Genomic DNA, 23,860 nt, shown 5'->3' with positions numbered 1-23,860 from the left:
TACTGTATGTGAGAATCAATCTCATATATGACACTACCCTGACAATTGGAGGAACTGTCAAAGCGTTTTATAGGGAGTCTTCCTGATTTGTCGAGTTCCAGAATTCTAGGGGTGTGGATTGCCTTTGCTCTGGGTAAAGGAAGTAGGATAAGAAAAATATAAGGATGGAAACGACGATGCCAATGGTGGCGAGTACCACGTCCTTTCCGACCTTACGGAAGGTGTCAAGGTAGGGGAGGTCTTTGTAGGTGATGACATTGAGGATGATCTCTCGGCCTGCAAGGAGACCAAGGAAGGCCCAAGTGGTAGACATGGGGATATTGCTTATGGCTTGGAAGAAAAAAAGTAAACTTCCGTAAACCAAATCAACAATGGTGGCGGCCTTCGCCCATTGGATGTCCGACTTTTCGGAGACAACCTCTTGGATGGTGCCTCCGTTTGTGCGGATGATGATGAGGAGGGCAAAAATCAAAATGAAAACTGCAGAAAGGAATTCGAAGGCTCCGAGTTGTCTTGGAAGGAATACGGCAATGTTTGCTGTGTCTTGGAATAACCATGCCACCCACAAATACATCGTGGAAAGCCATTGTAAACGAGACCAACGCCTTTCCGAAACAGGATCGGGTGTGTGGACTTCATGGTATTCATGGGGGTCAATTTTGACAAGGATGGCCCAAACCACGATGGCAACGAGGAAAGCAAGGCCATATCCAAAAAATGATTTGGTTAACATTTGGTCGATGCTTTTTCCACCAAACAAACCTAAGACGAGAAATGTAGTTGATACAGGTGCACGTAGTCTTGTGATGACAACAAGTAAAACCGGTGCTAGAAGTTGGAGTAAATTGAAGTCTTTGGTTTCAGGAATGGAATCCAAACGATGGAAATGGATTTCTCCTCCATGCAAAAACCAAGCAAGTAAGTGGACAAAAAATAAGAGACCACCGAAAACGAGGATCTTCTGGAGCCAATGGACGGATTTTTTACTTTCGATAAAGGTCCCGATGGTTTGGACTGCATCATTTCCCGCCACGGAAAATGATGCAATCGCGAAGGAAAACCATCCGAGATAATACCGAGGAATGCCTAAAAAATAACCAAGAGTGATCACCACTACCAGAACGAAGGTAAAACCGAAAAATCGAATTTGATCCTGTTTCGTTGGGTGTTGGTAATCAATTTCTTGGTTTTGGCTCATGCATTCATATAGTGTTTCGCATATCTCTCCGTAATTTCCTTGCGGTCGAAAAGAATGAACACGTCTGTAGTACCAAAAACAGAATCCAGTGCAGGAATTCCACAGATTTTAGCACCCACTCGGAGGTATCCTTTCAAAAGTGGAGGGATATTTTTGGAGATTGTTTTCGGATCTTGTACATGAAAATTAGCATCAAACCCTGGCAGGACGTAGTCAGGATTTGGATACACACGAAATTCTTCCGGTGCAATCGCATCCTTTGCTTTTAAGAAGCCGTAAGATTGGGAAGCAACATCGGCATCAGTGGAGTGGATTGAACCACATCCCATCAGATAACGAACATTATGTTTGTTCATGAATTCCGCAAGGCCTTGCCATAACAAAGAAATCACCGAACCATCTCTGTAATCAGGGTGAACACAAGAACGGCCAACTTCTGCGATTTCATCTGGTAGGTTGTAGATGGAAGTGATATCAAATTCGTTTTCGCTATAAAAACCGATTCCGTTTTTTGCATTTTGGCGTGTGAGGATACGGTAAGTTCCTACAATTTTTTTATCTTCAGTGGATTTATCAATGACGATGAGGTGGTGGCAGTACAAATCGTACTCGTCACGGTCTTTTCTTGTAGCAGAAGATTGTGGCAGACCTTCTCCCATTTCTAAGTTAAACACTTCATAACGTAATGCGAGTGCCCTTTCAATTTCGAGTTGGTTTTCCGCTAAACGAACTTCAAGGATTCGCTCTGTTTTGTTTAATGTATTTGGTTTCATAGGATTTTGTTTTCCTCTTGTTTATCTGCTGGTTACGCTAAAGGATCTCGGTTACGATTATGTGACATTCCAATGAAATTCCAGGAAAGAATGTGGAAATTGTTTCATTACAAATCGGTGACACAAACCACTTGGTTTGTGCTGTCTTGGTCAGGCGTATAGATTTGGCCTGTATCATATTAATGAATACCTATAAAATTCTTACTAGATTTATTTTGTGACATTACATTTCCTTTCCATCTTAGCATTCGCTCTAGTTGCCTTTGCCATTGAATACTCCAAAACAATGGACCTAATTCCTTTATCAATTTGAACCGCCAAATACCCATTCCATGAACAAGGTGTAACATCGGTAAGGTTTGTCACAAAACCAGGGTGGAATTTTTGGTTGATGACAAGGACTTGGTCCTTGGGTAAGAGGCCAAAGGTATATTGGTCTGGCTTCCATTCGATTGGCTTAACCCTTTGGAAAGAAGGATACAAATAAAACTCACCATGATACTCGTTTGAATCCATTGACTGGTTTGAGAAATAAAATGTTAGATTTTCATAGATGTCGTTAATGGAAAGGTTCCCTCGAATGGCAGGAAACATCTTTGAGTCAGACCCGTAATCAGGCACTGCATTCACCGTGATGGGATAAGTTTCTTTGTTTTGGAATTCGATTGCCGGGGGAGTTAAAACAAAAATTTCATGTAAGAATTTTGTATTCATTTTTCTCACATCGAATGTGTGGTAAGTCAGAAGAATGAACACCATACAAGAAAAATAAACTCTGTAATTTACTTTAAATTTTTCTGAGAATGTTTGGATCACTTCCGCCAAACACCAAACATATAAAAAAACAACACTCAGACTCCATCGGGGATACACTCTTTCCAAAGAATAAATGGGAATTTGTTCTAAGAATGTGACAGGACTAAAGCCATGCCCTTTCCCAAACATGATCCAAATCGTGAAAACAAGTAAGACCAAAACAAACCAAAGTTTTCGTTTGGTGAAAACTAAAATGGGAAATAGATAAAGCGGGAGCTGTCCTAAATAATTTCCATATTCCCAATAGCGGTATTGCATTTTTGAGAGAGACTGTGATAGTAGAGGGTGTTGGGAAGAACCAAAAAAGATGGAAAAGAGGTCAGAAAATTGTAAAGGAAATTGGTCCGGTACAAAATAACGACCGACTTGGTGTACAAACAAAAACATGGGAATCCATTTGAACGACAATACCAGAAGAATGAAAAAGGAAAGCCAAACAAAACGAAAACAAATTCTTTTTTTCTCTGTCGCATTATAAATCTCCCAAATACTAAGTCCAACTAACAAAAAACTAACTTGAGTGATCGTGTAAATGGCACCTTCCGATAATAAAATATAGGCGATGAGAATGGGAAAAATCAAAATCCATTTTTCTTTGGTTTGTAAAAGATACAAAAAATAAAAAACAAAAGCCGGTAAAAACAAACCTTGGATTTGGTTCATATGTCCTGCATAAAACTTTTGAAAAAAATACCCTGAGAATTGAAACAAACATACGAATACTTTGGACGTTAGCCCAGATGATCGATTGTATAATTGATACGAATGGTAGTTGAATATGCCACTTAAGGCGAAGTAAAAAAGGAAACTGATTTTAAGGGAAGTGGTGCTTGGGAAAAAAATTGCAAATAGATGGGTAAAACTTCCGATTTTGCTGGATGGATTTTCCCAAACAGGGAAACCCGCACCATAGTACGGATTCCATAAAGGAAAACTACCAAACTCTAAATACGATTTTCTTAAAAACTCAACATGGAAACTGTATAGATCCCAATCAAATCTTCCTAGGAGATCACTTGTTTCGAAAACAATAGGAAAGTTCCAAAGGTAAATTACGAAAAAGAAAAGTAGGCCGAAAATAGGCCTAATGTGCTTCATCCCAATTTCCACCAAACTTGCCTTGTGCGACAATTGGAACTTTGAGTTTCATGGCAGATTCCATTTCTTCTTTTGCCATTTGATAAAATTCTTTTTTTTCTTTTGGATCCACTTCAAACACAAGTTCATCATGTACTTGTAATAAAAGTTTGGAACGAAATGATTCTTTTTTGATTTTATCGTGGATACGAATCATGGCAAGTTTGATCATATCTGCCGAAGTCCCTTGGATCGGAGAATTGATCGCAACACGTTTTGCCCCTTCACTTACCATTTTGTGTGAGGAATGGATATCAGGAAGGTAACGTCTACGACCAAGTAAGGTTTCTACGTAACCATTTTCTTTGCAAAACTCCACAATTTCTTCCATATAGGTAGCGACACCTTTATATGCGGCAAAGTACTTTTCGATAAACTCTTTTGCTTCTTTACGACTGATGCGCAAATTATTGGACAATCCAAAAGAGGTGACTCCGTAAATCACAGAAAAATTGACTACCTTAGCTTTGTTTCGCATATCTGGAGTTACTTGGTCTTCTGGCACTCCAAAAATCCCTGCAGCCGTACGTTTGTGAATGTCGGCTCCTGAATTGTATGCATCAACCATATTCGGATCATTGGAAAAATGTGCCATGATGCGAAGTTCAATTTGGCTATAGTCAAGGGATAGAATTTCTGTTCCTTTTTTTGCGATAAAACCTTTTCTTAAAAGCCTTCCTTCTTCATCCTTAATGGGGATGTTTTGTAAGTTGGGATTTGTGGATGATAGTCTACCTGTTGCTGCAATGGTTTGGTTATAACTTGTATGGATCCGATTGGTTTTTGGATTCACTAGGGTTGGCAATGTGTCCGTATAAGTAGATTTTAATTTTGAAAATTTACGGATTGATAACAAATCATCAATGATGGGGTGGGTGCCTTGCAAAGATTCCAACACTGAATGGTCGGTAGAATAACCAGTTTGTGTTTTTTTCTCAGCTGGAAGTCGTAGGTCTTCAAATAAAACAGTTTGTAATTCTTTTGTCGAATTTACATTGAACTGTCTTCCCGCATAAAAATGGATGTTCTTTTCATGTTCTTTGATTTTCGTATCAAAGGTTACAGACAAAGACTCAAAATACTTTTTGTCTACAGCAACACCTTCATATTCCATGTCTGCCAATGTGAGTAGTACAGGCATTTCAATTTCATAAAATAGTTTTTTGTTTAAACCTTCTTCCATTTTGGGGAAAAGTGCATTGTGAAGTTGTAAAGTGATGTCTGCATCTTCGCAGGCATATTCTGAAACCCGATCTGGATCGATATCATAAAGATTTTGTTTCTTTTTTCCAGTGCCAACTAATTCTTCATAGGTGATCGTCTTGTAGTTTAGGTAATCAATGGCCATATCATCCATATTATGCCTTCGTTCCCCTGGATTCAAAAGGTAGGAAGCTAACATGGTATCAAAATAAATTCCCTTAAGTTCAATCCCATAGTTTTTTAGGACTAATAAATCGTATTTGATATTTTGACCTAATTTTTTCCAGTTGGGATCTTCTAACATCGGTTTTAGGATCTTTAAAGATTCTTCTGCTTGTGGGAGTAGGTGGCTATAAATGGATTCAGAATGTGAAAATGCAATGTAATAGGCAACACCCGGTTCTTCTGAAAAGGAAATACCAAGTAACTCGGCCATCATTGGGTCTTGAGAAGTTGTTTCTGTATCGATGGAAAGAGGTTTTTTGGGATTGAGTTTTGCGATGATTTTTTTTAATTCATCAATGGATTGGATGCGTTTGTATGATTTTTTTGCGACAACACTGGATGTTGTAACTGCATTTTTCCCTTTTTTGGAACTGCTGGCACTTGCCTCTGTGTTTGATTCTTTATTTCCTTTTGCTGATTTTTTCGCAGGAGCACTTTCTTCTTTTGTTTCGCCGTCGTTTACAATCGGAATCCCTGCTTGCTTTGCTAAATCACGATGTAAGACATTATATCCTTCATCTTTGAAGTATTGGACTTTTTTTGGATCATAATAGTTGGGTAACTTTAAATCTGATTTTTTGATATCAAGTTTGAGATTAGTGACAATGGTTGCTAGTTTCCTTGATAAAAAGGCATTTTCTTTTTCTGCTATCAGTTTATCGATAAGGGATTTGTTTTTAACCTTATCTATTTTTTTGTATATGGTTTCCAAATCTCCAAATTCTTGGATGAGTTTTGCGGCACCTTTTTCGCCAATTCCCTTCACTCCAGGGATATTATCAGAGGCATCACCGAGTAAACCCATATAATCAGGGACTTGTTCTTTTGTGATTCCAATATTTGTTTTCACCCATTTGGGATCAATTTTTTCAAATTCAGAAACTCCACGTTTCCCACGTAACATGTGTATGTTTTTGTCTAAAACTTGGTACAAATCTTTGTCACTAGAAAGGATAACAATCTCTTCAAAATCTTTTCCAAATTTTTTACATAAGGAACCAATGATATCGTCTGCTTCGATCCCATTGATTTTGTACATTGGAAACTCAAGGGCCTGCAACATCTCATATATTTTTTGGATTTGAGGTTTTAAGTCCTCAGGCATAGGTTTTCTGTGAGCTTTGTAATCTTCATAGAGATCATTACGTTCCAGTCTGGTGCCTGGATCAAATGTAAATGCAATGTGGGTTACGTGTTCATCTTGTAAGAGTTTGAAAAGCATCCTCCAAAATCCAAAGATGGCTCCACTTGGAAGCCCAGTTTTAGAATTGGTTAAATTGGATGCAGCAAAGGCAAAATAGGCGCGGAATGCAAGAGCATGTCCATCAATGATTAAAAGTCTTCCACTCATTTGCTTTCTCCATACAAGGCATCACCTAAAAAGGAATAATAAATTAGCTTAGTTTTATCGATTGTTTTTGTGACTGAGAATCGTTTTACAGAAGTTTTGTTGAAGGTTCCAAATTGACTTCGCAGTTCTTCGGAATTCACCAAACGATCCAATCCTTGTGCAATGGTTTCTGAGTCTCCCACTGGGCATACAAAGGCACCTTCGTTATGGTCCAACATTTCGCCAATTCCACCACCATTTGTAGCAACAATCGGCAAACCACAAGCCATCGCATCGAGTACGGCGGTTCCTAGTCCTTCCTCTTTGGACGTCAGTGTGAAAATGTCGAATAAGGAAAGTAAGGCGGGGATATCCTTCCTATACCCTGTAAAAATAATTTTATCATTGAGATTTAAACTTTCAGCTTGGGTTTTTAATTTTTTTTCTAATTTCCCATCCCCTACAATCAAAACACGAAACTCTTGGTTTGTTCTCATCTTGGAAACAGCATTGATCAAGGTTTCTTGGTCTTTGTGGTCAACGAGTGCGGCAACATTTCCAATCACAATTGCTTTTTTCGGAATTTGAAACTCTTCTCGTAAGTATTCATGGGGAGTTGTTTTGGAAAATCTTTTTAAGTCGATGCCCGAATACACTGTGATGATCCTTTCTGGAGCAATTTTACTTCCCATCATCACTTCTTTGATTTTTTGAGAAACTGGAAGATAATAATCGTTAGCTGGGTGTTGGTATTTCCATCTGGAAAAAAAACTAGTTTTTGGTTTGAAGTCAACTCTCCTAGAAACGATGAGTGGGATACCTAGATGGTTTCGTTTGGCAAGAAGTGCTAAAGTATGTGCATGAGCTGTATGAGTATGGATGAGTTTGATGTTTTTGGATAAACAGAGGGATCGAATATTCTTATATGCTTTTCTATCCCATTCTCCTCTCATCTCAAGTGGGTAAAACTCATAACCATTGTCTTTGCATTTTGCTTCAAGAGGGGAACCTGGTTGGCCCACAACCATTTGTGGTATTTTGTAATTGGCCAAACCTTGTACGAGATAATAAAGCTGTTGTTCTCCACCTCGCCATTCGCGAGATGTGTTGATATGTAGGATCAAATTATAAGTGTTTGGAACGGTCGTATTCGAGTGCGATGATGGAGCCCATTACTTTGAACCCCGCCGGAGCTTCGTCTACCATTCCTTCTCCGTGAAACATTACTTTAACGGAGTCCATCATGGCATTGATTATTTTCAATCCTTTTCCCATGTTCTTATGTTTTTGGCCAGAACCATTATAAGGAAGGGTGTTTGGTTTTTTACTTTGGTGGTGTTTGATATGATCGAGGAAGGTAGAAAAACATTGGGACTGGTTGGATCGTAACAGTTCTTTATCATTGTCAGGAACAGTTGATTCACCAGAGAGTCCTGACCCGTAATCCAAGATGTACAAAGTGAACTTTGCAGAATCAATCCGCCACCGGCAGATGATGGTCTCATCACAGTCGCAGGATACATTGGCCGCCACAGCATTGGTGAGGGCTTCGTCTGCGGCGAGTTCAATTTGCATGATATTCTGAGAACTAAACCCGTTATCTAACAAAGTTCGTTTGAGTTCGCTACGGAACTGTTTGACGGAGGACATATCGGGAGGCAAAAACATGGCGTACGACCCAGGTGATGGGCTTAACAGATAGGGAATCACTTCAGATGGTGCTGTCAATGGCCGCCGTTTCCTCTCTCTCATCATATTACACGATGCGAAGTGAGAAAAAAAGTCAAAAATAACCCAAAACCGAACGAATCTGTAAAAAATTTACCTAAGCGAAATGCCTAAAGCTCCCGCCAGTTGTTCCATTCGCTTCACCATTTTCTCTTGGCCAAGCAAGCTAAAGAGGATGGGGAGTTCCAAACCATGGGATTTTCCTGTGGTAATGGCTCGTATTGGCATAAAAAGGGTCCTGCCTTTTTCACCTGTGCTTTCGCCAACTTTTGCCATGGCATCTTTGTAAGCATCAGGGGTCGCAAGGGAACTTGTTTTGACAATTTGGTAAAACGCGGAGACCACTTCTTTCCCTTTGCCTTCGAGGACCAGTTGTTTTGCTTCCTCGTTCTCAAACTGTACGTTTTCCAAAAAGAACTCTTCAATATAAGGAGGGGCTTGGATGAGCCGATCGAGATAAACGCGAACTGAATCCAAAATGGAAAGGAGTTGTGGGTTCTCGCCCGACTTGTAGGCGTCTGGGATTTGGCAGTCTTTTAGGAAAGGTTCCAATGCCTTGCCAAGGGTTTCAATTTTCGTATCGCGGATGTATTTATTGGACATCCAATTGAGTTTGGATTTTGGATTTAAATATTCGGCAAGTCCAAGGATGGTGAGTTTATTAAAATCAACGGATTCTTTTTCTTCTTCTTTTAGTTTTTTGAAAACATCAAAGGTAGCGGGAGATTTTGAGCAGCGTTCCACATCAAAAACGGAGCACAGCTCTTCATCACTCATGTATTCTTTGCCATCGGGAGAAGTCCATCCTAGAAGCGCCATGTAATTTCGCATCGTTTCACTGGAGTATCCCAAATCACGGAATGCAAGTACAGAAGTGGCACCGGCACGTTTGGAAAGTTTTTTTCCATCTGTTCCTACAATCTCACTGGCATGGGCAAAACGAGGCAGTGGGAATCCAAATGCTTCAAAAATTAATATTTGCCTTGGAGTGTTTGAAAGATGTCCAACTCCGCGGATTACATGGGTGATGTTCATCAGAGCGTCATCAATCACCACAGCATAGTTATACGAAGGGAATCCATCAGATTTCACAATGATAAAATCACCAATGAGTTTGGATTCAAACTTCACTTTGCCTTGGATCATATCATCTACGATCACAATTTTGTGTGGAGTTTTAAACCGAACAGTAAAAGGAGTTTTTTTCTCTAACTGAGAATTTATTTCTTCCTCAGATAAATCAGAACATTTGCCATCATAGATATACGGAATTCCCATGGCATCAGCTTGTTTCTTTTTGCCTTCTAATTCCTCCGCTGTACAAAAACAACGGTATGCTTTTTTTTCTTTTAGAAGTTTGTCTGTGTATTCTTTGTAGATATGAATTCTTTCTGATTGCGTATAAGGTCCGTTAGGGCCACCGACTCCTGGTCCTTCATCCCATTCCATTCCAAGCCATTTGAGAGATTCTAAAATGATTTTAAAAGATGCTTCTGTGGATCTGTCTTGGTCAGTGTCTTCGATCCGAAGTAAAAATTTTCCTTTTTTGGCTTTTGCATAAAGGTAATTGAATAAGGCAGTCCTTGCTCCACCGACGTGAAGGAATCCAGATGGGGATGGGGCAAAACGGGTACGAACTTCTGTCATTTGATTTCCTCTTTGAGTAAAAAATCTCCCATTCGTTTGTAACCAAATGGTTCTTTGGTTTTGGTCGTTAGACCATTGGTATAGGGAGGCACAAAGTATAATTGTATATTGTTTTCTTTAAAGATAGGTTTGAAGAAGAGTTTATCGGTTTCTGTTTCATTATATTCATAACTGAGTTGTGAATAGTCATAATGAGTTGAAACATGTTCTTCTACTGTCGTCTCGTTTTTTAATTTTGCAAAGAGACTGGAAGATGTGATGAACTGGTTGGATCCGATGTTATGTGACCAACGATTTTCTCCACCTATATCAGAACGATTTCCTTCTTCAATTAAGTTGCCAGTATCACCTAAAATCTCAAACACTTCCATTTCATCGATGGGTGTTTTGTTTTCTTTGTAAGCAATTTGGTTTTCTAAAAGGGATTGGATGGAATTTCCTCTTACCTCTTTAAAGTAAGAATCGTTGTAATGGAAAAGGTATTTTTTTTCCACTTTGTCTTTTTGGAATTTGCCTACTTTGCGATTCCAAATGATTTTATAAAGTTCAACAGTTTCATTCCCAAACTCTGAATTGATTTTGTTAGCGAAATTGGGATCGTAAGCAATGAAACTAAATTCAATTTTCTCAACATAACCAGTCAATTTACCAGGTTCCCATTGCACACATCGGTAGTGGGAGGAACCATCTTTGAAAACAGTTGGATTCATTTTTCTCGGAGATTTCAGAAAGAAAACAGATGCGGGGATTTCCGATTTTCTGTCTCGAGTGAGAAGGGAATTTAGGTTTTGGCAGCTCCATCCTGAAAAAAAAATCAAGAACCATAAAAGCCAATGAAAACGGGTGTAATCTTGAGTTTGTGGTGACATAGATAGGTGCGTATCGCCAGTCTAAAAAGGGAAAACCGCTTGACAAGTCAATTCATCGCACCCGTGTGTCATTTGGAACCATGAAGAACGAAGAACAGTATCCGAAACGCCCCTTTGAAGACCAAGTAAACGACGACCAAAGGAAATACTCCCGCTATGTATGCGATTCGCGAGCCATTCCACAAGAAATTGATGGCCTAAAGCCTGTTCAACGACGAATTCTTTGGGCTATGTGGAACTCTGACGCGAGAAACCGCCATACCAAAACGGTAAAAGTTGCGGGACTTGCGATGGGATACCATCCTCATGGAGACAGATCCATCCAAGATGCCCTCTCTCAAATGGCACAAGACTTTGCCTTTGCGAATAATTATCCGTTAGTGCATGGAGAAGGAACGTTTGGAGATGTCCTCGATCCCAATGCCATTGCATCTCCCAGGTATACAGAAGTCAAACTATCTGACTTTGCGAAAGACTTAGGTTTTTTTGAAAGTTTACCTGACATTGATTATGTCAAAAATTACGATGAAACAGAAGACGAACCCATCCATTTTGTAGGAAAGGTTCCAGTTGTACTTTTAAATAACATCCAAGGGATTGCAACGGGGTTTCGTTGTTTTATCCCAGCACACAAACTGAGTGATGTCATCGATTCCCAAGTCACCTATTTAAAAACGGGAAAACCGAAAAAGATCACACCATGGTACAAAGGGTACGGTGGCGAAGTGAAATTGTCAAAAAATGACAATGGAAGCACTGTGATGTCTACAACATTTGGGTTCAAAAAAGAAGATGGGAAATTGTATTTAGTGGATTCTCCCATGAATTGGAACCGTGAAAAGGTTGTGAATTACTTAGATGATCTCATTGAACGAAAAGACAATTGGTTAAAGGACTATATCGATCATTCGAGCCAAACTTTTAAAATTGAACTTGTCGCCAAAAAAGGGGAAGAACCTTCGGAGAAAGAAATCAAAGAACTTTTTTCCAAAGAAAATAACGAAGTCCTAACGATAAACGTCATTACTCATGAAGGGAAACTTCGTAACTTTAGCCCAGAAGACATCATCAAACGATTCTGTGACTTCCGTAAAACCCATCTCATCCGTCGATTCAAACGACTTGCTGGCTTAGAAAAGGAAAAGATTGATCGAAACTCAGAGCTCATTCGATTCATCAAAGAAAAGTGGAACGAGAAAGTAACAGGCATTAAATCCAAAAAGGAATTTGAAGAGAAGTTAAAGGCCGCCAAATTTGTTTACTTTGAATGGTTGTCTTCGATTCCCGTTTACCGAATGACTTTGGAAGAAGTTCGTAAATGTGAAGAAGCCATTGTGGAAGCAAAAACCAAATACACTGAGTATACAGCTCTCCAAAAAGATGATAAAAAACTCACAGGTTTTATGACAGATGAGTTAGATGAACTGAAGAAAAAATGGGATCCGAAATAAAGTAATATGGCTCAAAAAACTGAAAAAACCTCAGGAAATTCGCGAAATTTTAAGAAATTATCAAACGTAGAACACGTTCGGATGCGGACGGGAATGTGGCTTGGGCAAAACTCCCTTTCCACATTTGAACAACATTTTTTTACAAAAGATAACTCTGGTAAGTATGACATCGTCCACGAAGAACTTTCTGACATCCCAGCCAAACTGAAGTGTTTGGATGAAGCATGTATGAACTGTGTGGATGAATACAGAAAGAACTTAAACGACAAAACCATCCCGGAAAAAGACAAAATGAACAAACTCATTGTTCAATTGTCAACGGATCGCAAACGTGTGACCATCCAAGACAATGGTCGTGGGATTCCTGCGGAAAATGCGGAAGGTGTTTACTTGCATTTGATGTATGGGGAAAACTTTGATGATAAAGTCAAAGAAGACCATGTGGCGGGACAAAATGGAGTGGGGATTTCACTTGTTCGTATGGTGTCTTCATTTTTTCGAGTCAAAACCATTAACAGTGGTAAGGCGTACAAAAAAATGTTTAGCATCCACGATGACGTAAAAAAAGTCATTCGTAGTTTCAAACTTTCCAAAGAAGATACGGAACGTGTCCATTTGTATTATGATGAACATGGAACATTCGTAGATTGCCCTTTACTCTCAGCAGACCAAATCAAACAGTTAAAAGGTCCTTGTGACAAAACAGGTATGACTGCTGTAACAGAAACTGCCAAAAAAGAGGACCACGGTACAACTGTTGAATTTGAGTTAAACCCAGCATATTTTAATAACTTAGATACATCTTTTAACATCAATTTGGTGAAGCAATACCTGCAAGACATAGCGATGTCGAATCCTGGTTTGGAAGTGGTTTTCATTCACAAAACTGGAAAAGAAAAATACAAATTCAAAAAAGGTTTTGATGAGATCTTTAGTAACTCCGAAATGGTTTACTACAAATTGGATTACTCGGATAAGGCATCCGCATCACAAATCCATATGGATACCTATGTTGTGGTAGGACAAAATAAAACTCTCACTTGGGTGAACTCCATTTTTTGCCCACAAGGGGGATCGGCCATTGAGTATTTGGAAAATAGGCTTTGTGATGAGATCCGTAAAAAATCACAAATTGTGAGTTTAGAGAAAAAACTAAACACACAGTGTACTCGTAATGATGTGAGAAGTTGTTTTCACATGTATGTGAACCTTCGTATCCTCAACCCACGTTTTAAATCCCAAGATAAGTCTTATCTCATCAATGACTTAAATGAGGACATCCGAAAGTCTGTGGACAAACATTTGGACAAACTTTTGAAAAAAACAGGCCTCATCGAAGAAATTAAGATGGTGATGGAACGTAGAACCCAGATGAAACAGCTTGAGGATGCGCAGAAAGGCCTCCGTAAGGCGTCTCGGAACAACATCCCTAAGCTTATGCCACCGACAGGCAAACCAAACGATCCAGGCCGAATTCTCTTTGTTGCGGAAGGGGACTCTGCGATCGCAGGACTCCGCCCCGCAAGGAACCCGAAACTCCATGGTCTTTTCCCACTCCGTGGGAAACCTCTCAACTGTAAAGGTATGTCCTTGGCAAAGGCATTACAAAATGAAGAGATGAAAAACATCGTTGCCATTGTTGGCCTTCCTCTCGACCAAAAGGTAAAGTCCATCGATGAATTGAATTACGATAAAATCAGTATCATCACAGATGCGGATTTTGACGGGTATGCCATTCGTTCTCTTATGTTGTCTTTCTTTTACGAGTATTGGCCTGAACTTTTTGATTTAGGTTTTATCAATATTTCGGCAGCACCATTGTACGAGGTGGATGTGAAGTGGAAAGAGGGAAAAAAAGAAACTGTTTTCTGTATTGATGATGCCGACTATGACAAGTTAGTTGCAAAGGTTAACAAACAAGGTGCAGAAATCACTCGTAAAAAACGAAATAAGGGTCTTGGGGAAACAGGAAAAGAAGCGATGAAGTATGCTGTGGACCATTGTATGACGACAATCACCATTGGTAACAAAAAAACTGCTAAAAGCACGCAAGACTTATGGTTCCACAAAGACTATGCAGAAAAACGCCGTGAAGCGATTTCTGAATACTCGATGAGTGTGATCCAGGACTAATTGCCGATTCCCATTCGATAGAAAAGTTCCAACAAACAGAGTCTAGTTGAAAGGACTCCGTTGTCGTTCTTTCTCTTTTGCATAGCGATCACTCCCCATTCCGTAGGTTTGGGGGGTTTTGTATTTTATGGGCTTGTTCCTAAATCCAATCTTTTTTTCCTTGAGGGTATGAAATCGAAGGAAAACCAAAAGATTCAGTCTGGTAAAAGAAAGGTAACAAAATCCCTAACAAAAACACTCGAACGAAACACTGAATCTGGAGAGGCCAAAGGGAAAGGTAAAACCGAACCTTCGAATCTCGATCCCATTTTTCCATTCCGCATCATCTTTGTATTTTTTTTCACACTCCTTTTCCAATGCCAATCAAGTGGAGATACTTCTCTTTCCAACACCAAAGCTACAAAAAACAAAATCCATAAAGAAATTCTATCCCGATGGGAAACACTTTCCCCTTCCTCCATTCAATCCATCTCCTATCTTTATATGATGGGAGATGGGGAAACCCACTCCGGTCAGATTGGGAATCTGTCTTCTGGAAAACGTTACCGATTCAAAATTGGAAGTATCACAAAACTTTTTACAGGGATTTCCATTTTGCAGTTACAAGATGCCGGTAAATTGAAGTTAGATGATCAAGTTTCCAAATACCTACCTGAAATCAAATCTATGAGGTCTAAAAAGGTCGGTTATCGTGAGATCACCATTCGTGACCTACTCACACACCAATCAGGACTTCCCTCTGATTTAGCGCATGGTTTTTTCCTGCCTCCTGATAGCACTGAAGAGGAGATACTAAAATCGTTTCGTTCCCTTCCGAAATCCGTTTCCAATTTAGAGCGGAATGAACCAGGTAAAATCCATTCTTATTCCAATTTAAGTTTTGGCCTTTTGGGAAATATCATTGAACGTGCGTCAGGTGAATCCATTGAAGGATACTTCAAAAAACATATCTTTGAAAAAGCGGGAATGAAAGAGACGACTTTACTCGAATTTTTAAGAGAATCGAACCTAATCCCAGGTTATTCTGGATTGTTTTGGAAAACGCAAACCATACGCCCAGTGATCCGTGACCTGACAGCAGGTTCAATTTCTACAACTGGGGAAGATATGGGACTTTTTATGAAGGCTTTTTTTAAAAGCAAACAAAACAAAGGTCTCCTATCAGCGGTTAGCTTTGCAGAATTTCACAAATCCCAAGTTGGACCAAAGGCCAATTTTGAAATGAAACTGGGACTACCAGTACTCAAAAATCATTATGAAGTCGATGGAAAAACCATTTGGTTTTATGGGCATTCTGGTTCACTTCCTCCTTTTTTTGCAGACCTCATCTATGATCCGAAAACTGAAATTGTATCCTTTGTGGTTGGAAACACACTTGGTCTGCAAACTGGAAATTTGAAAGGAAGAAATACTGAAATCATGGAATTGTTATGGGAGGAAAAAATGGGGATTCGACCAGAACCAATCCTCTCAAACCTTTCGGAAAAAAAGGAAACCGTTTTTGGAGAAGAGGGTTATTATATTTCCCCGATGGGAATCCATGAATACAAAAAAGGGATTCCACCGAAACTAAGTTTAATGGGGTTTGATGTAGGCCTAATCGAAAAAGAAAATCGATTTGGCATTGATTTACGAGTCTTATTTGGACTTATCCCCATCAGAGATCCAAAAATCGATGCTATGAGAGTGGAATTTGAAGTTTGGGAAGGCAATTCCATTTTTACATTGTATGACAAAGAACTCCCAAAAGGTGCCGCAGGGATTGGCGTAAAATTCACACCTGACAATCGTTTTCCTGACGAAATGTATTTTGGAACCTTTTTCACAAAGGAACCTTTTGCCATCATTCCCAAACTCAAATTGGAAAAAGACAAACGAGGTTTCCCACTTCTCACCATTTATTATGAATTAGGTGGAATGGAAAATTTTATACAAGTTCCGTGCCAATGGGAGTCGCAAAACACCTTGCGAATATTAGGTTACGGAAGGAATTTGGGTGAAACATTCACCTTGGGGATAAAAAACGAAAGGCCATTTTTATTCTATTCTGGTGGAGAGTATGAAGCCCCATAAAAACCGACCTTGAGCCTCTTCTTTGTGTTACCCTCCAAAGGCCAATGGATGTTAGATGGTAGAGGGGATTGGGTTCTCAATTTGATTTGAACTTAGTTCAGACAATGGAGGGAAACCAAGGACTACTTTTTTCCAATCCCTTTGCCACTGAACTTCGCCTAAGGCCGCTTTCATTTTTGGCATCCACAAACCTCATACCATCCCTTTGTAGGCAAAACCAATACAAACTACATATTTTAGAGTCATTCTAAATAGATAAGGGCAACTAACGGAGTTGGGATTCCTTGTGTTTCGATAATTTCATAAAAGGATTCAAAAAAGTTTTTGACTAAAGGAAAACCTCTGATACATTTCGACCCAATTTGAATCGAAAGTTTCAAAAGGAGATTTCGAAATGGGAAAAAGAATTACCTCAATCCTATTTTTGTCTGCTGCTGTTGTAGCTGTCACAATGACGTCTACTGCTGTAGAAGCAAAAAAATATGGTATGGCTGGTTGCGGATTAGGCTCGTTGATCATTACTTCTAATGACAAAACGCAAATTTTTGCTGCAACTTCAAATGGTATCTACTACAACCAAACGTTTGGGATTACATCTGGAACATCCAACTGTACTGCTGACGGTGTTGTAAAACAAGAGAAAGTGCAAGAGTTGTTCGTGACTATGAACTACGATTCTTTAGGCCAAGAAATGGCTTCTGGAAAAGGGGAAAAATTAGAGTCTTTAGGAAACCTTCTTGGTTGCTCTAGCGATTCTTTGTCTCGTTTTGGCCAAGTAACAAAAGAAAACTATGCTAAACTCATCACTGAAGATTCTACTCCTGCAAGTGTTCTTTCTGCAGTAAAATCTGAAGTTAAAAGCGACAAAATCCTCGCGAAATCTTGTTCACAAATCTAAGGAGATATGAAATAAAATGAAAAAGTTAACACTCATCTCCACAATCGGAATCTCTATGGTTCTCCTCGCTTCTCAAATGTCCGCTGCACCAAAATACGGTATGGCTGGATGTGGACTCGGAACTCTTGTAATGCCTGGTGGAAACCAAGTATTTGCAGCGACAACAAACGGAACTGCTGGTAGCCAAACTTTTGGTATCACTTCAGGAACTTCAAACTGTACTGCTGATGGCGTTGCACAAAAAGAGCATGCTCGTGAAATCTACGTTCATATGAACTTTGATAGCTTAGAGCAAGAAATGGCAGCTGGTAAAGGTGAAAAACTTTCTAACCTTGCTTCTCTTTTTGAATGTAAATCTGGTGTTCGTTTCAACGAAGTAGTGAAACAAAACTACTCTAGAATCTTCACAGAAGAGTCAAAAGCAAATCCAAGTTTGATGTTGTCTAACCTCCATGAAACTTTAGAAAAAGATGCAACAGTAAAAAATTACTGTAAAATCTAGTCCTTTGTAAAAAATCAGAGTATTCTTTCATTTGGATACTCTGGTGAACTTCTTGTTCCGTTTTTATTTTTACCTTTCATTCCTTCTACTCACACCACTTTTTGCAATCGAGCCATTGAATGACTCAGACATTTTGGAGTTAGATTTCCAAACCTCTCGTAGGCATGGCGAGTCCCTTCCCAAATCTCCAAAGGCGAAACAATACTTAGAAGAACTCATCCAAAAATCACAAGAAATCCATTTGGCGGAAGAAAAGCATTGGTACCGCCTCATGCGATTCAAAAAAACCAGATGGGGGGTATGGGAAAGTGAAGTGGATAACAAACGTTATTTCCTATCGCCTGACGGTAAATACAATCCAGAAAAAGAACTCATTGCCACTCTCCATAGTTTTTTTACGGAAGAACCCATCCCGGAAGGACTTTTGCACCCACAATGCTTCTTTCCTGAACGTTACCACTGGTTAAAGGAAAAACTTTCATTTGATTTGGGTCGGATAACAGAGATTAAATGCCCAAGATTTGAAGTGTGGAAAGAAGCTTTGAATCCTTCCTCAGTTTCCATTGTTTTTTCATCCTATTATATGCAAGCCCCTGCATCGATGTTTGGCCATACCTTACTCAAACTCAATAATAAGGTGAATGAAAACGCTGAGTTACTCGACTATGGTGTGAATTATGCGGCAAACCCAGGTGAGATGAATGCATTTTCTTATTCGTATAAAGGATTAACCGGTGGGTATCCTGGAACCTTTGCAATTTTTCCTTATTACATCAAAGTAAACGAATACAATGATATGGAAAGTCGGGACATTTGGGAATACAAATTGAATCTTACGCAAGAAGAGAGAGATCGTTTTTTACGTCACCTTTGGGAGATGGGCCGAGCCGATTTTGATTATTATTTTATCAATGAAAACTGTTCCTACCACTTGATGGAAATTTTAGAAGTAGCCAAACCTGATTTACAAATCAGCAATAAACCTGGTTGGATCGTCGCTCCGAGTGATACCATTAAGTTTTACTTAGCAGAAGAAGGATTTGTCCTTTCACAAAAGTACCGTCCATCTTTGTATTCCAAGATTAAATACAAAATCTTTGAAATGTCAGAAGAAGAACGAGATGTATACTGGCAGATGATTCGATTCGACAAAGGGTTTTTGCCAGGAGAAAATGAAAAACTTAGAATGGCCCTTGTGACAGATGCGGTACTTGATACCTATCGGTATCGTTATGCCAACAAAAATGAAATTCCAAAACAACATAAAGACTATTACGACAAACTATTAGTTTTCCGGAGTAAACAAAATGATGAATACACAACAAAGGAAGACATTCCCTTATCGACTCCTCCCGAAACTTCTCACCCATTGAGTCGGGTTTCGGTTGGTGGGGGAGCTTCCTCTCTCGGGAATTTTGCGGAATTCCAATACAGAATCGCTTATCATGATTTGTTAAACGTAAGCCGCGGGCATGCACCTAATTCTGAATTGGCGTTTTTTGATACGACTGTCCGCACTTATGAAAATAAAAGACCAGAACTCACCTCTATGAGTGTGATAAAAGTTGCATCGTTAAGTCCTTATAATGGGATCTCAAAAGATTTTTCTTATATGTTGGATACAGGAATCCAAACTGCTGTTTACAAAAATAATGACGAAGTCCTTCGCAAACAAGTGGGGAATTTTGATTTGAGATTTGGTTATACTTTTACGAATGAATTTGGAAAAAATCCATTGAGTTTAGGAGTGCTCAGTGTCCTTGCTGGTGTCAAAGCACAAAACGGACGAATGTTTGAAAATGATGTGCGGTATGGAGTCAATTTTAGTTTGTTATACCAAAAGGAATGGGGGGCTTGGAAAATTTTTTCAGGAGCCACTGCGCAAAACTACCAATTGAGTCAGAATTTAAATACATACTATGCAACCTTTAAGTTGAGATATGCATTTTCGAATACACATGAATTGCGATTAGAAGTGAATGGAGAAAGATTTTATGAAGAAACTTTATTGTCTTATCATTATTTGTTTTAGTTTTTTACTTTTTGGTTGTTCCTCGTTGTACTACCATCCAACGAAACAAACGTATTTTACTCCCAAACAAATGGGTTTTACTTATTCATCCGAATTCATCCAAACAAAAGACAATCTGGGACTCAATGTTTGGAAAATTAAAAATCAAAAAGTGGATACTCCCAAAGCAGTCATTTTGCAGTTCCATGGGAATGGTCAAAACATGAGTTCTCATTTTTTATCACTTGCTTGGCTTGTGAATCACGGTTATGAACTCATCACATTTGATTATCGAGGTTATGGTGAATCGGAAGGAGAACCCGATCCTTATGACAATATCGATGATAGCAAACTGGTTTTGGACTTTGCCTTAAAAGAAGCAAAAGAAAAAGGTGTGAAACTCATTGTGTATGGCCAAAGTTTGGGTGGAGCGATTGCAATGCGTTCATTGGCTGAATGGGAAGGGAAAAACCATGTTGTACTATTATGTATTGATGGATCCTTTGCTTCGTATCGTAAGGTAGTCAAAGAAACGATGAACCATGTGATCTTTCCTCCTATGGGAAATTTATTCTCTTGGATTTTCCATGATGGAACAAGCCCCAAAGATTCCATTGCCAGTTTGGCGCCAATCCCGATGCTTGTGATCCACGGAACGGAAGATACCGTTGTCTTTTTTGATAATGGAAAAGAGATCTTCGGTTTGGCTGGTGAACCAAAGGTATTTTGGGAAATCAGAGGGGGTGGCCATGTGGATTGGATGAATTTAGGTCAGTCTAAATTTGCCAAAGACTTCCTTTTGTTACTCAACCGGCATTTATATTGATTCAGGTTTTACTTCGATAAAAAATGGAACCGATAGGATTTCGGAAAGTGTTTCTTCTTTATTCACTTCTCGAAACATCATTTCACTTTTAGACATTTTTGTTTCGCTGAAGATTTTGAGTTCAAAAAATTTTTCTTCCCCTGATTTGATCTGAAACACCTTTGTTGCGTCAGGTTTTCCAGTCACATCCAATCGATACGTTCCTTGTGCAAGTCTCACATAAGCCAATGATCCATTCGCCAAATCCATTTTGTACATAGGTGTTGGATTGACAGAGGTGGAAAATTTATCTGGATACTTGGAGATCATACATTCGTAATCCCAGAGGGCAAGTGCAGTGTGTTCAGGTCGTATCACATACACAAGCCCCGAATCCAATTGTTTGGTCTCTAATTTTTGGAACTTGGTTTTGGAGGAACATTGGAAATGGATTCCAAATGTAATAAGAATACAAAACAGGATGATTGATTTTTGAAGGGATTTCATAATGATTGTTTTTAGGACTCCATTTGAGTATTAAATTTCTTTTGGTTACGGTAATGTGCAATGTATGTAACCAAAACCAATGCGCCAACAGGAACTGCAAAATAGATATGAACCTGGATGAGACCCGCAATCATCCCAAGGATTCCACCTAAAAATTGTATTACGACGAGATTACCACCGGTATTATCTAAAATCATTTTTTCTAAGTCATCGGTATCAAGAGCCATCACCCTTTCTTCGACTAGTGCTGTCACATTGATATTATGAACAAACTTTTCAATATTGGTTTTGAGATAGGTCTTTCCTTCCTCGCTATTCATAAATTCCAGTAGGCGTTTTTTTACCCAATCAACAGCGCGAAAAAAATTTTTTTCGATCTCTTCCCAGTTGTTTGGATCATCCAGGTAAGCTTGCAGGCGTTCAATTCCTGATGGCAATAGATTTTGCCTGGCGTAATCACCACTTGCTTCCAACCAATTGGAAATTTTTCCAGTGATGAACTCTTGTGTTTCTTTGGAGTTGAGTCTTTCTTGTAAACCTGCCATCATATCATCCATCATTTTCATAAATTGATCGGATGTTTCTGGATCTTTCACAAATCGTTCTAATAGTTCGCGGATGGCATCTTCGTTGAATGAAAATATTTTTTTGACACCGATCCCAATTTTACCCAGTGTACTCCTTGTTTTTAAATACTCTTCCAATCCTTCGTTCAGAAGGTTTGCAAGTTTTGGCATTTCTTCGAGTAAAATGACGCGGAGTTGTTGCCCAAGTTCTTCACGATTGGTTTCTTCCGTTAGATAGTATGTTAGACGGTTTCTTGTATACTCCCAAAGTTTCTGCACTTCTTCGGGACGTTCTGCCATTTTTTTCATGGTCTCTTCTGAAAAATCAAAGATAACCTCTAAAATTTCTGGCCCTCTTTCCTTTAACATGGATATAATTTTTGTGACAAGCAATGTACGAATTTCTTCGTTGTGGATGGCTTCATCGATCTCTTTGACTATCTTTTGGATGCCTGTCTCCACCAAATTCCTTTCATAAATATAGGCAAGGATGATGTCTGGGTGTAATAAATTGCTTTGGATACTTTCCCCTAAGGATTTGGCGATTTTAGATTTGTTTTTGGGAACAAGGCCTGACCATCCGAGCACCTTTCCATGTTTCGGTTGGAATAACATTTTAATCGCAAGGAAGTTGGTATAATAACCCACCATTCCCGCCATGAGCACAACAAAGGTTGCATTGATCCATAGATTCCCTTCGTAGTATACTTGAAATCCACCACAAACAATAGAAGATAAAACAAGGAGTCTACGATACCAAGTATCTAGTTTTGCAACATCCATTTTATTCCTCTTCTAGTTTTAAATATCTTCCACTGAGTTTCCGCAAAAAACCACGAGGGATGAGTTCTGATACAGTGATGGCACCTTGGTTAAAACTACCTGTAATACAAACTGCCTCATTGTATTTAAGTGCATTTAACGACTCTTCTACGACTTCGTCTGCATTCTGCCACATAAACGATGGGTATTTTGACTTGTTGATGCCGGCACGCTGATGGAAGTCTGAATGAGTAAGACCAGGGCATAAAGCTTGGACATGGATGCCATAGTTTTTTGCTTCTTCGTGAATGGATTCCGTGAAGGATTTTACGAAGGCCTTTGTTGCGGCATAAATCGCACTGCCAGGAGCTGGCAAATAACCAGCAATAGATGCTACATTGATCAAAAATCCTTTTTTATTTTTTTTGAATCGATTGAGGGCAGTGTGGCTGAGGTGGACCAAAGTTTTTACATTTAAATTAACTTCATCTAATTCTTTTTCGAGGGGAAGGGCCGCAAATTCTCCAACAGTTCCAAATCCTGCATTGTTTACCAATACCTCTGCATCCTTATCTTTTTCTATGATACTCGCAAGTTCCTCAACATCCTTTTTTTTTGTGAGATCAAGAGCAAAATATTTAAGCATTCCTCTCGATGATGGTTCTAAATCTAAAATCACTTTTTTTAAGTCGGATTCTGTTCTAGAAATTAAAAATACATTGTACTCTTTGCCGAGTGCTCTAACAAATTCCTTGCCAATTCCTTGTGATGCGCCAGTTACATATGCATTTTTCATTCGATGGGATTCCTCTTCATTAGAACGGCAGTTGATCCGTCCGGATAATATTTTTTACGTCTCTCCAGTTCCAAAAAACCAACAGACAAATACAGTTTGATTGCTGGTTCATTGGATTCCTTCACTTCTAAAAAAAATTCCTTTTTGGGAAATTTTTGAAAAAGATTTTCTAACATTTGTTTTGCGATTCCTTGTTTCCTGAAATTCGGAAGAGTAGCAATCCTAAAAATTTCAATTTCCCAAGGAGTTTCACATACTAACGCATAACATTGGATCTCTGGGTTTCCAATTCCAAAAGCCACATGGAATTCCAAATGGGTTTGGATCATTTTCTCTGTCCATGTTTCCCCAGGAAAACAGGATTCTTCCCAATCTAAGATTTGGTTCAAATCCCCTTCACCTAGGTTACGAAAACTAAGAGACATAATCA

Annotated in this window: 19 protein-coding genes; 7 read left to right on the top strand and 12 right to left on the bottom strand. The window is 39.1% G+C overall.

The window, feature by feature from the left end; translation table 11 throughout:
- Positions 1 to 67: 67 nt before the first annotated feature.
- From EHQ62_RS16680 to EHQ62_RS16645, 8 genes are all read right to left on the bottom strand, one after another.
- Positions 68 to 1,198 carry a hypothetical protein gene (locus EHQ62_RS16680; RefSeq protein ID WP_135644902.1) on the bottom strand — a complete coding sequence of 377 codons (1,131 nt, stop codon included), beginning with the start codon at positions 1,196 to 1,198 and terminating at the stop codon, positions 68 to 70.
- Positions 1,195 to 1,971: a GNAT family N-acetyltransferase gene (locus EHQ62_RS16675; RefSeq protein ID WP_135644900.1), complete on the bottom strand. Its 777-nt coding sequence runs from the start codon at positions 1,969 to 1,971 to the stop codon at positions 1,195 to 1,197. The genes EHQ62_RS16680 and EHQ62_RS16675 overlap by 4 nt, the downstream gene beginning before the upstream one ends.
- 210 nt (positions 1,972 to 2,181) lie before the next feature.
- The gene (locus EHQ62_RS16670) at positions 2,182 to 3,450 is read right to left on the bottom strand and encodes a hypothetical protein (RefSeq protein WP_341866985.1); all 1,269 of its coding nucleotides are present in this window, start codon (positions 3,448 to 3,450) and stop codon (positions 2,182 to 2,184) included.
- Positions 3,451 to 3,871: 421 nt separating this feature from the next.
- Entirely contained in the window at positions 3,872 to 6,703 is a 2,832-nt protein-coding gene (gene polA / locus EHQ62_RS16665) for a DNA polymerase I (protein WP_135644896.1), read from the bottom strand.
- Complete coding sequence (locus EHQ62_RS16660; protein ID WP_135644894.1) at positions 6,700 to 7,806, bottom strand: glycosyltransferase; 1,107 nt, start codon at positions 7,804 to 7,806, stop codon at positions 6,700 to 6,702. Before EHQ62_RS16660 ends, polA begins: the two co-directional genes overlap by 4 nt.
- A 1-nt stretch (position 7,807) precedes the next feature.
- Positions 7,808 to 8,410, bottom strand: a complete 603-nt coding sequence (locus EHQ62_RS16655; RefSeq protein WP_244241824.1) for an ATP-binding protein — start codon at positions 8,408 to 8,410, stop codon at positions 7,808 to 7,810.
- Between the two features lie 93 nt (positions 8,411 to 8,503).
- Complete coding sequence (gene gltX / locus EHQ62_RS16650; RefSeq protein ID WP_135644892.1) at positions 8,504 to 10,057, bottom strand: glutamate--tRNA ligase; 1,554 nt, start codon at positions 10,055 to 10,057, stop codon at positions 8,504 to 8,506.
- Positions 10,054 to 10,926 carry a hypothetical protein gene (locus EHQ62_RS16645; RefSeq protein ID WP_135644890.1) on the bottom strand — a complete coding sequence of 291 codons (873 nt, stop codon included), beginning with the start codon at positions 10,924 to 10,926 and terminating at the stop codon, positions 10,054 to 10,056. Before EHQ62_RS16645 ends, gltX begins: the two co-directional genes overlap by 4 nt.
- An 80-nt stretch (positions 10,927 to 11,006) precedes the next feature.
- Here EHQ62_RS16645 and EHQ62_RS16640 point away from each other — a divergent pair, with 80 nt between their 5' ends.
- From EHQ62_RS16640 to EHQ62_RS16610, 7 genes are all read left to right on the top strand, one after another.
- Entirely contained in the window at positions 11,007 to 12,377 is a 1,371-nt protein-coding gene (locus EHQ62_RS16640) for a DNA gyrase subunit A (RefSeq protein ID WP_135644888.1), read from the top strand.
- A 6-nt stretch (positions 12,378 to 12,383) separates the two neighbouring features.
- Positions 12,384 to 14,510: a toprim domain-containing protein gene (locus EHQ62_RS16635; protein WP_135644886.1), complete on the top strand. Its 2,127-nt coding sequence runs from the start codon at positions 12,384 to 12,386 to the stop codon at positions 14,508 to 14,510.
- 168 nt (positions 14,511 to 14,678) lie between these two features.
- Positions 14,679 to 16,583: a serine hydrolase domain-containing protein gene (locus EHQ62_RS16630; RefSeq protein ID WP_135644884.1), complete on the top strand. Its 1,905-nt coding sequence runs from the start codon at positions 14,679 to 14,681 to the stop codon at positions 16,581 to 16,583.
- Positions 16,584 to 16,977: 394 nt separating this feature from the next.
- Entirely contained in the window at positions 16,978 to 17,481 is a 504-nt protein-coding gene (locus tag EHQ62_RS16625; RefSeq protein ID WP_135634380.1) for a DUF3015 domain-containing protein, read from the top strand.
- A gap of 16 nt (positions 17,482 to 17,497) precedes the next feature.
- Complete coding sequence (locus EHQ62_RS16620) at positions 17,498 to 17,983, top strand: DUF3015 family protein (protein ID WP_015677470.1); 486 nt, start codon at positions 17,498 to 17,500, stop codon at positions 17,981 to 17,983.
- A gap of 43 nt (positions 17,984 to 18,026) precedes the next feature.
- On the top strand, positions 18,027 to 20,015 hold the full coding sequence (locus EHQ62_RS16615) for an Lnb N-terminal periplasmic domain-containing protein (protein WP_208720714.1): 1,989 nt from the start codon (positions 18,027 to 18,029) through the stop codon (positions 20,013 to 20,015).
- Positions 19,978 to 20,820 (top strand): alpha/beta hydrolase, encoded by an 843-nt coding sequence (locus tag EHQ62_RS16610; protein WP_244241823.1) that lies wholly within the window; start codon positions 19,978 to 19,980, stop codon positions 20,818 to 20,820. The genes EHQ62_RS16615 and EHQ62_RS16610 overlap by 38 nt, the downstream gene beginning before the upstream one ends.
- Here the strand turns inward: EHQ62_RS16610 and EHQ62_RS16605 are convergent.
- The 4 genes from EHQ62_RS16605 to EHQ62_RS16590 are packed head-to-tail and all read right to left on the bottom strand — an operon-like array spanning position 20,812 to position 23,855.
- Positions 20,812 to 21,306 (bottom strand): hypothetical protein, encoded by a 495-nt coding sequence (locus EHQ62_RS16605; protein ID WP_135644882.1) that lies wholly within the window; start codon positions 21,304 to 21,306, stop codon positions 20,812 to 20,814. The genes EHQ62_RS16610 and EHQ62_RS16605 overlap by 9 nt on opposite strands.
- Positions 21,307 to 21,317: 11 nt before the next feature.
- Positions 21,318 to 22,655 carry a DUF445 family protein gene (locus tag EHQ62_RS16600; RefSeq protein ID WP_135644880.1) on the bottom strand — a complete coding sequence of 446 codons (1,338 nt, stop codon included), beginning with the start codon at positions 22,653 to 22,655 and terminating at the stop codon, positions 21,318 to 21,320.
- A gap of 1 nt (position 22,656) precedes the next feature.
- Positions 22,657 to 23,430 carry an SDR family NAD(P)-dependent oxidoreductase gene (locus EHQ62_RS16595; RefSeq protein ID WP_135644878.1) on the bottom strand — a complete coding sequence of 258 codons (774 nt, stop codon included), beginning with the start codon at positions 23,428 to 23,430 and terminating at the stop codon, positions 22,657 to 22,659.
- On the bottom strand, positions 23,427 to 23,855 hold the full coding sequence (locus EHQ62_RS16590) for a GNAT family N-acetyltransferase (protein WP_135644876.1): 429 nt from the start codon (positions 23,853 to 23,855) through the stop codon (positions 23,427 to 23,429). The genes EHQ62_RS16595 and EHQ62_RS16590 overlap by 4 nt, the downstream gene beginning before the upstream one ends.
- Positions 23,856 to 23,860: the final 5 nt, after the last annotated feature.

It is taken from the genome of Leptospira jelokensis, from assembly GCF_004769635.1.
GTDB classification, from domain to species: domain Bacteria; phylum Spirochaetota; class Leptospiria; order Leptospirales; family Leptospiraceae; genus Leptospira_A; species Leptospira_A jelokensis.
Note: the sequence above shows the minus strand (reverse complement) of the source record. Positions and strands in the feature narration are given on the sequence as shown.

Excerpts from the sequence above, each read along its gene's own strand:
- EHQ62_RS16640 (WP_135644888.1), top strand. The coding sequence starts at position 11,007 with ATGAAGAACGAAGAACAGTATCCGAAACGCCCCTTTGAAGACCAAGTA.
- EHQ62_RS16600 (WP_135644880.1), bottom strand. The coding sequence starts at position 22,655 with ATGGATGTTGCAAAACTAGATACTTGGTATCGTAGACTCCTTGTTTTA.
- EHQ62_RS16630 (WP_135644884.1), top strand. The coding sequence starts at position 14,679 with ATGAAATCGAAGGAAAACCAAAAGATTCAGTCTGGTAAAAGAAAGGTA.
- EHQ62_RS16625 (WP_135634380.1), top strand. The coding sequence starts at position 16,978 with ATGGGAAAAAGAATTACCTCAATCCTATTTTTGTCTGCTGCTGTTGTA.
- EHQ62_RS16675 (WP_135644900.1), bottom strand. The coding sequence starts at position 1,971 with ATGAAACCAAATACATTAAACAAAACAGAGCGAATCCTTGAAGTTCGT.
- EHQ62_RS16605 (WP_135644882.1), bottom strand. The coding sequence starts at position 21,306 with ATGAAATCCCTTCAAAAATCAATCATCCTGTTTTGTATTCTTATTACA.
- gltX (WP_135644892.1), bottom strand. The coding sequence starts at position 10,057 with ATGACAGAAGTTCGTACCCGTTTTGCCCCATCCCCATCTGGATTCCTT.
- EHQ62_RS16670 (WP_341866985.1), bottom strand. The coding sequence starts at position 3,450 with ATGAACCAAATCCAAGGTTTGTTTTTACCGGCTTTTGTTTTTTATTTT.
- EHQ62_RS16590 (WP_135644876.1), bottom strand. The coding sequence starts at position 23,855 with ATGTCTCTTAGTTTTCGTAACCTAGGTGAAGGGGATTTGAACCAAATC.
- EHQ62_RS16610 (WP_244241823.1), top strand. The coding sequence starts at position 19,978 with ATGAAGAAACTTTATTGTCTTATCATTATTTGTTTTAGTTTTTTACTT.
- polA (WP_135644896.1), bottom strand. The coding sequence starts at position 6,703 with ATGAGTGGAAGACTTTTAATCATTGATGGACATGCTCTTGCATTCCGC.
- EHQ62_RS16645 (WP_135644890.1), bottom strand. The coding sequence starts at position 10,926 with ATGTCACCACAAACTCAAGATTACACCCGTTTTCATTGGCTTTTATGG.
- EHQ62_RS16680 (WP_135644902.1), bottom strand. The coding sequence starts at position 1,198 with ATGAGCCAAAACCAAGAAATTGATTACCAACACCCAACGAAACAGGAT.
- EHQ62_RS16595 (WP_135644878.1), bottom strand. The coding sequence starts at position 23,430 with ATGAAAAATGCATATGTAACTGGCGCATCACAAGGAATTGGCAAGGAA.
- EHQ62_RS16620 (WP_015677470.1), top strand. The coding sequence starts at position 17,498 with ATGAAAAAGTTAACACTCATCTCCACAATCGGAATCTCTATGGTTCTC.
- EHQ62_RS16635 (WP_135644886.1), top strand. The coding sequence starts at position 12,384 with ATGGCTCAAAAAACTGAAAAAACCTCAGGAAATTCGCGAAATTTTAAG.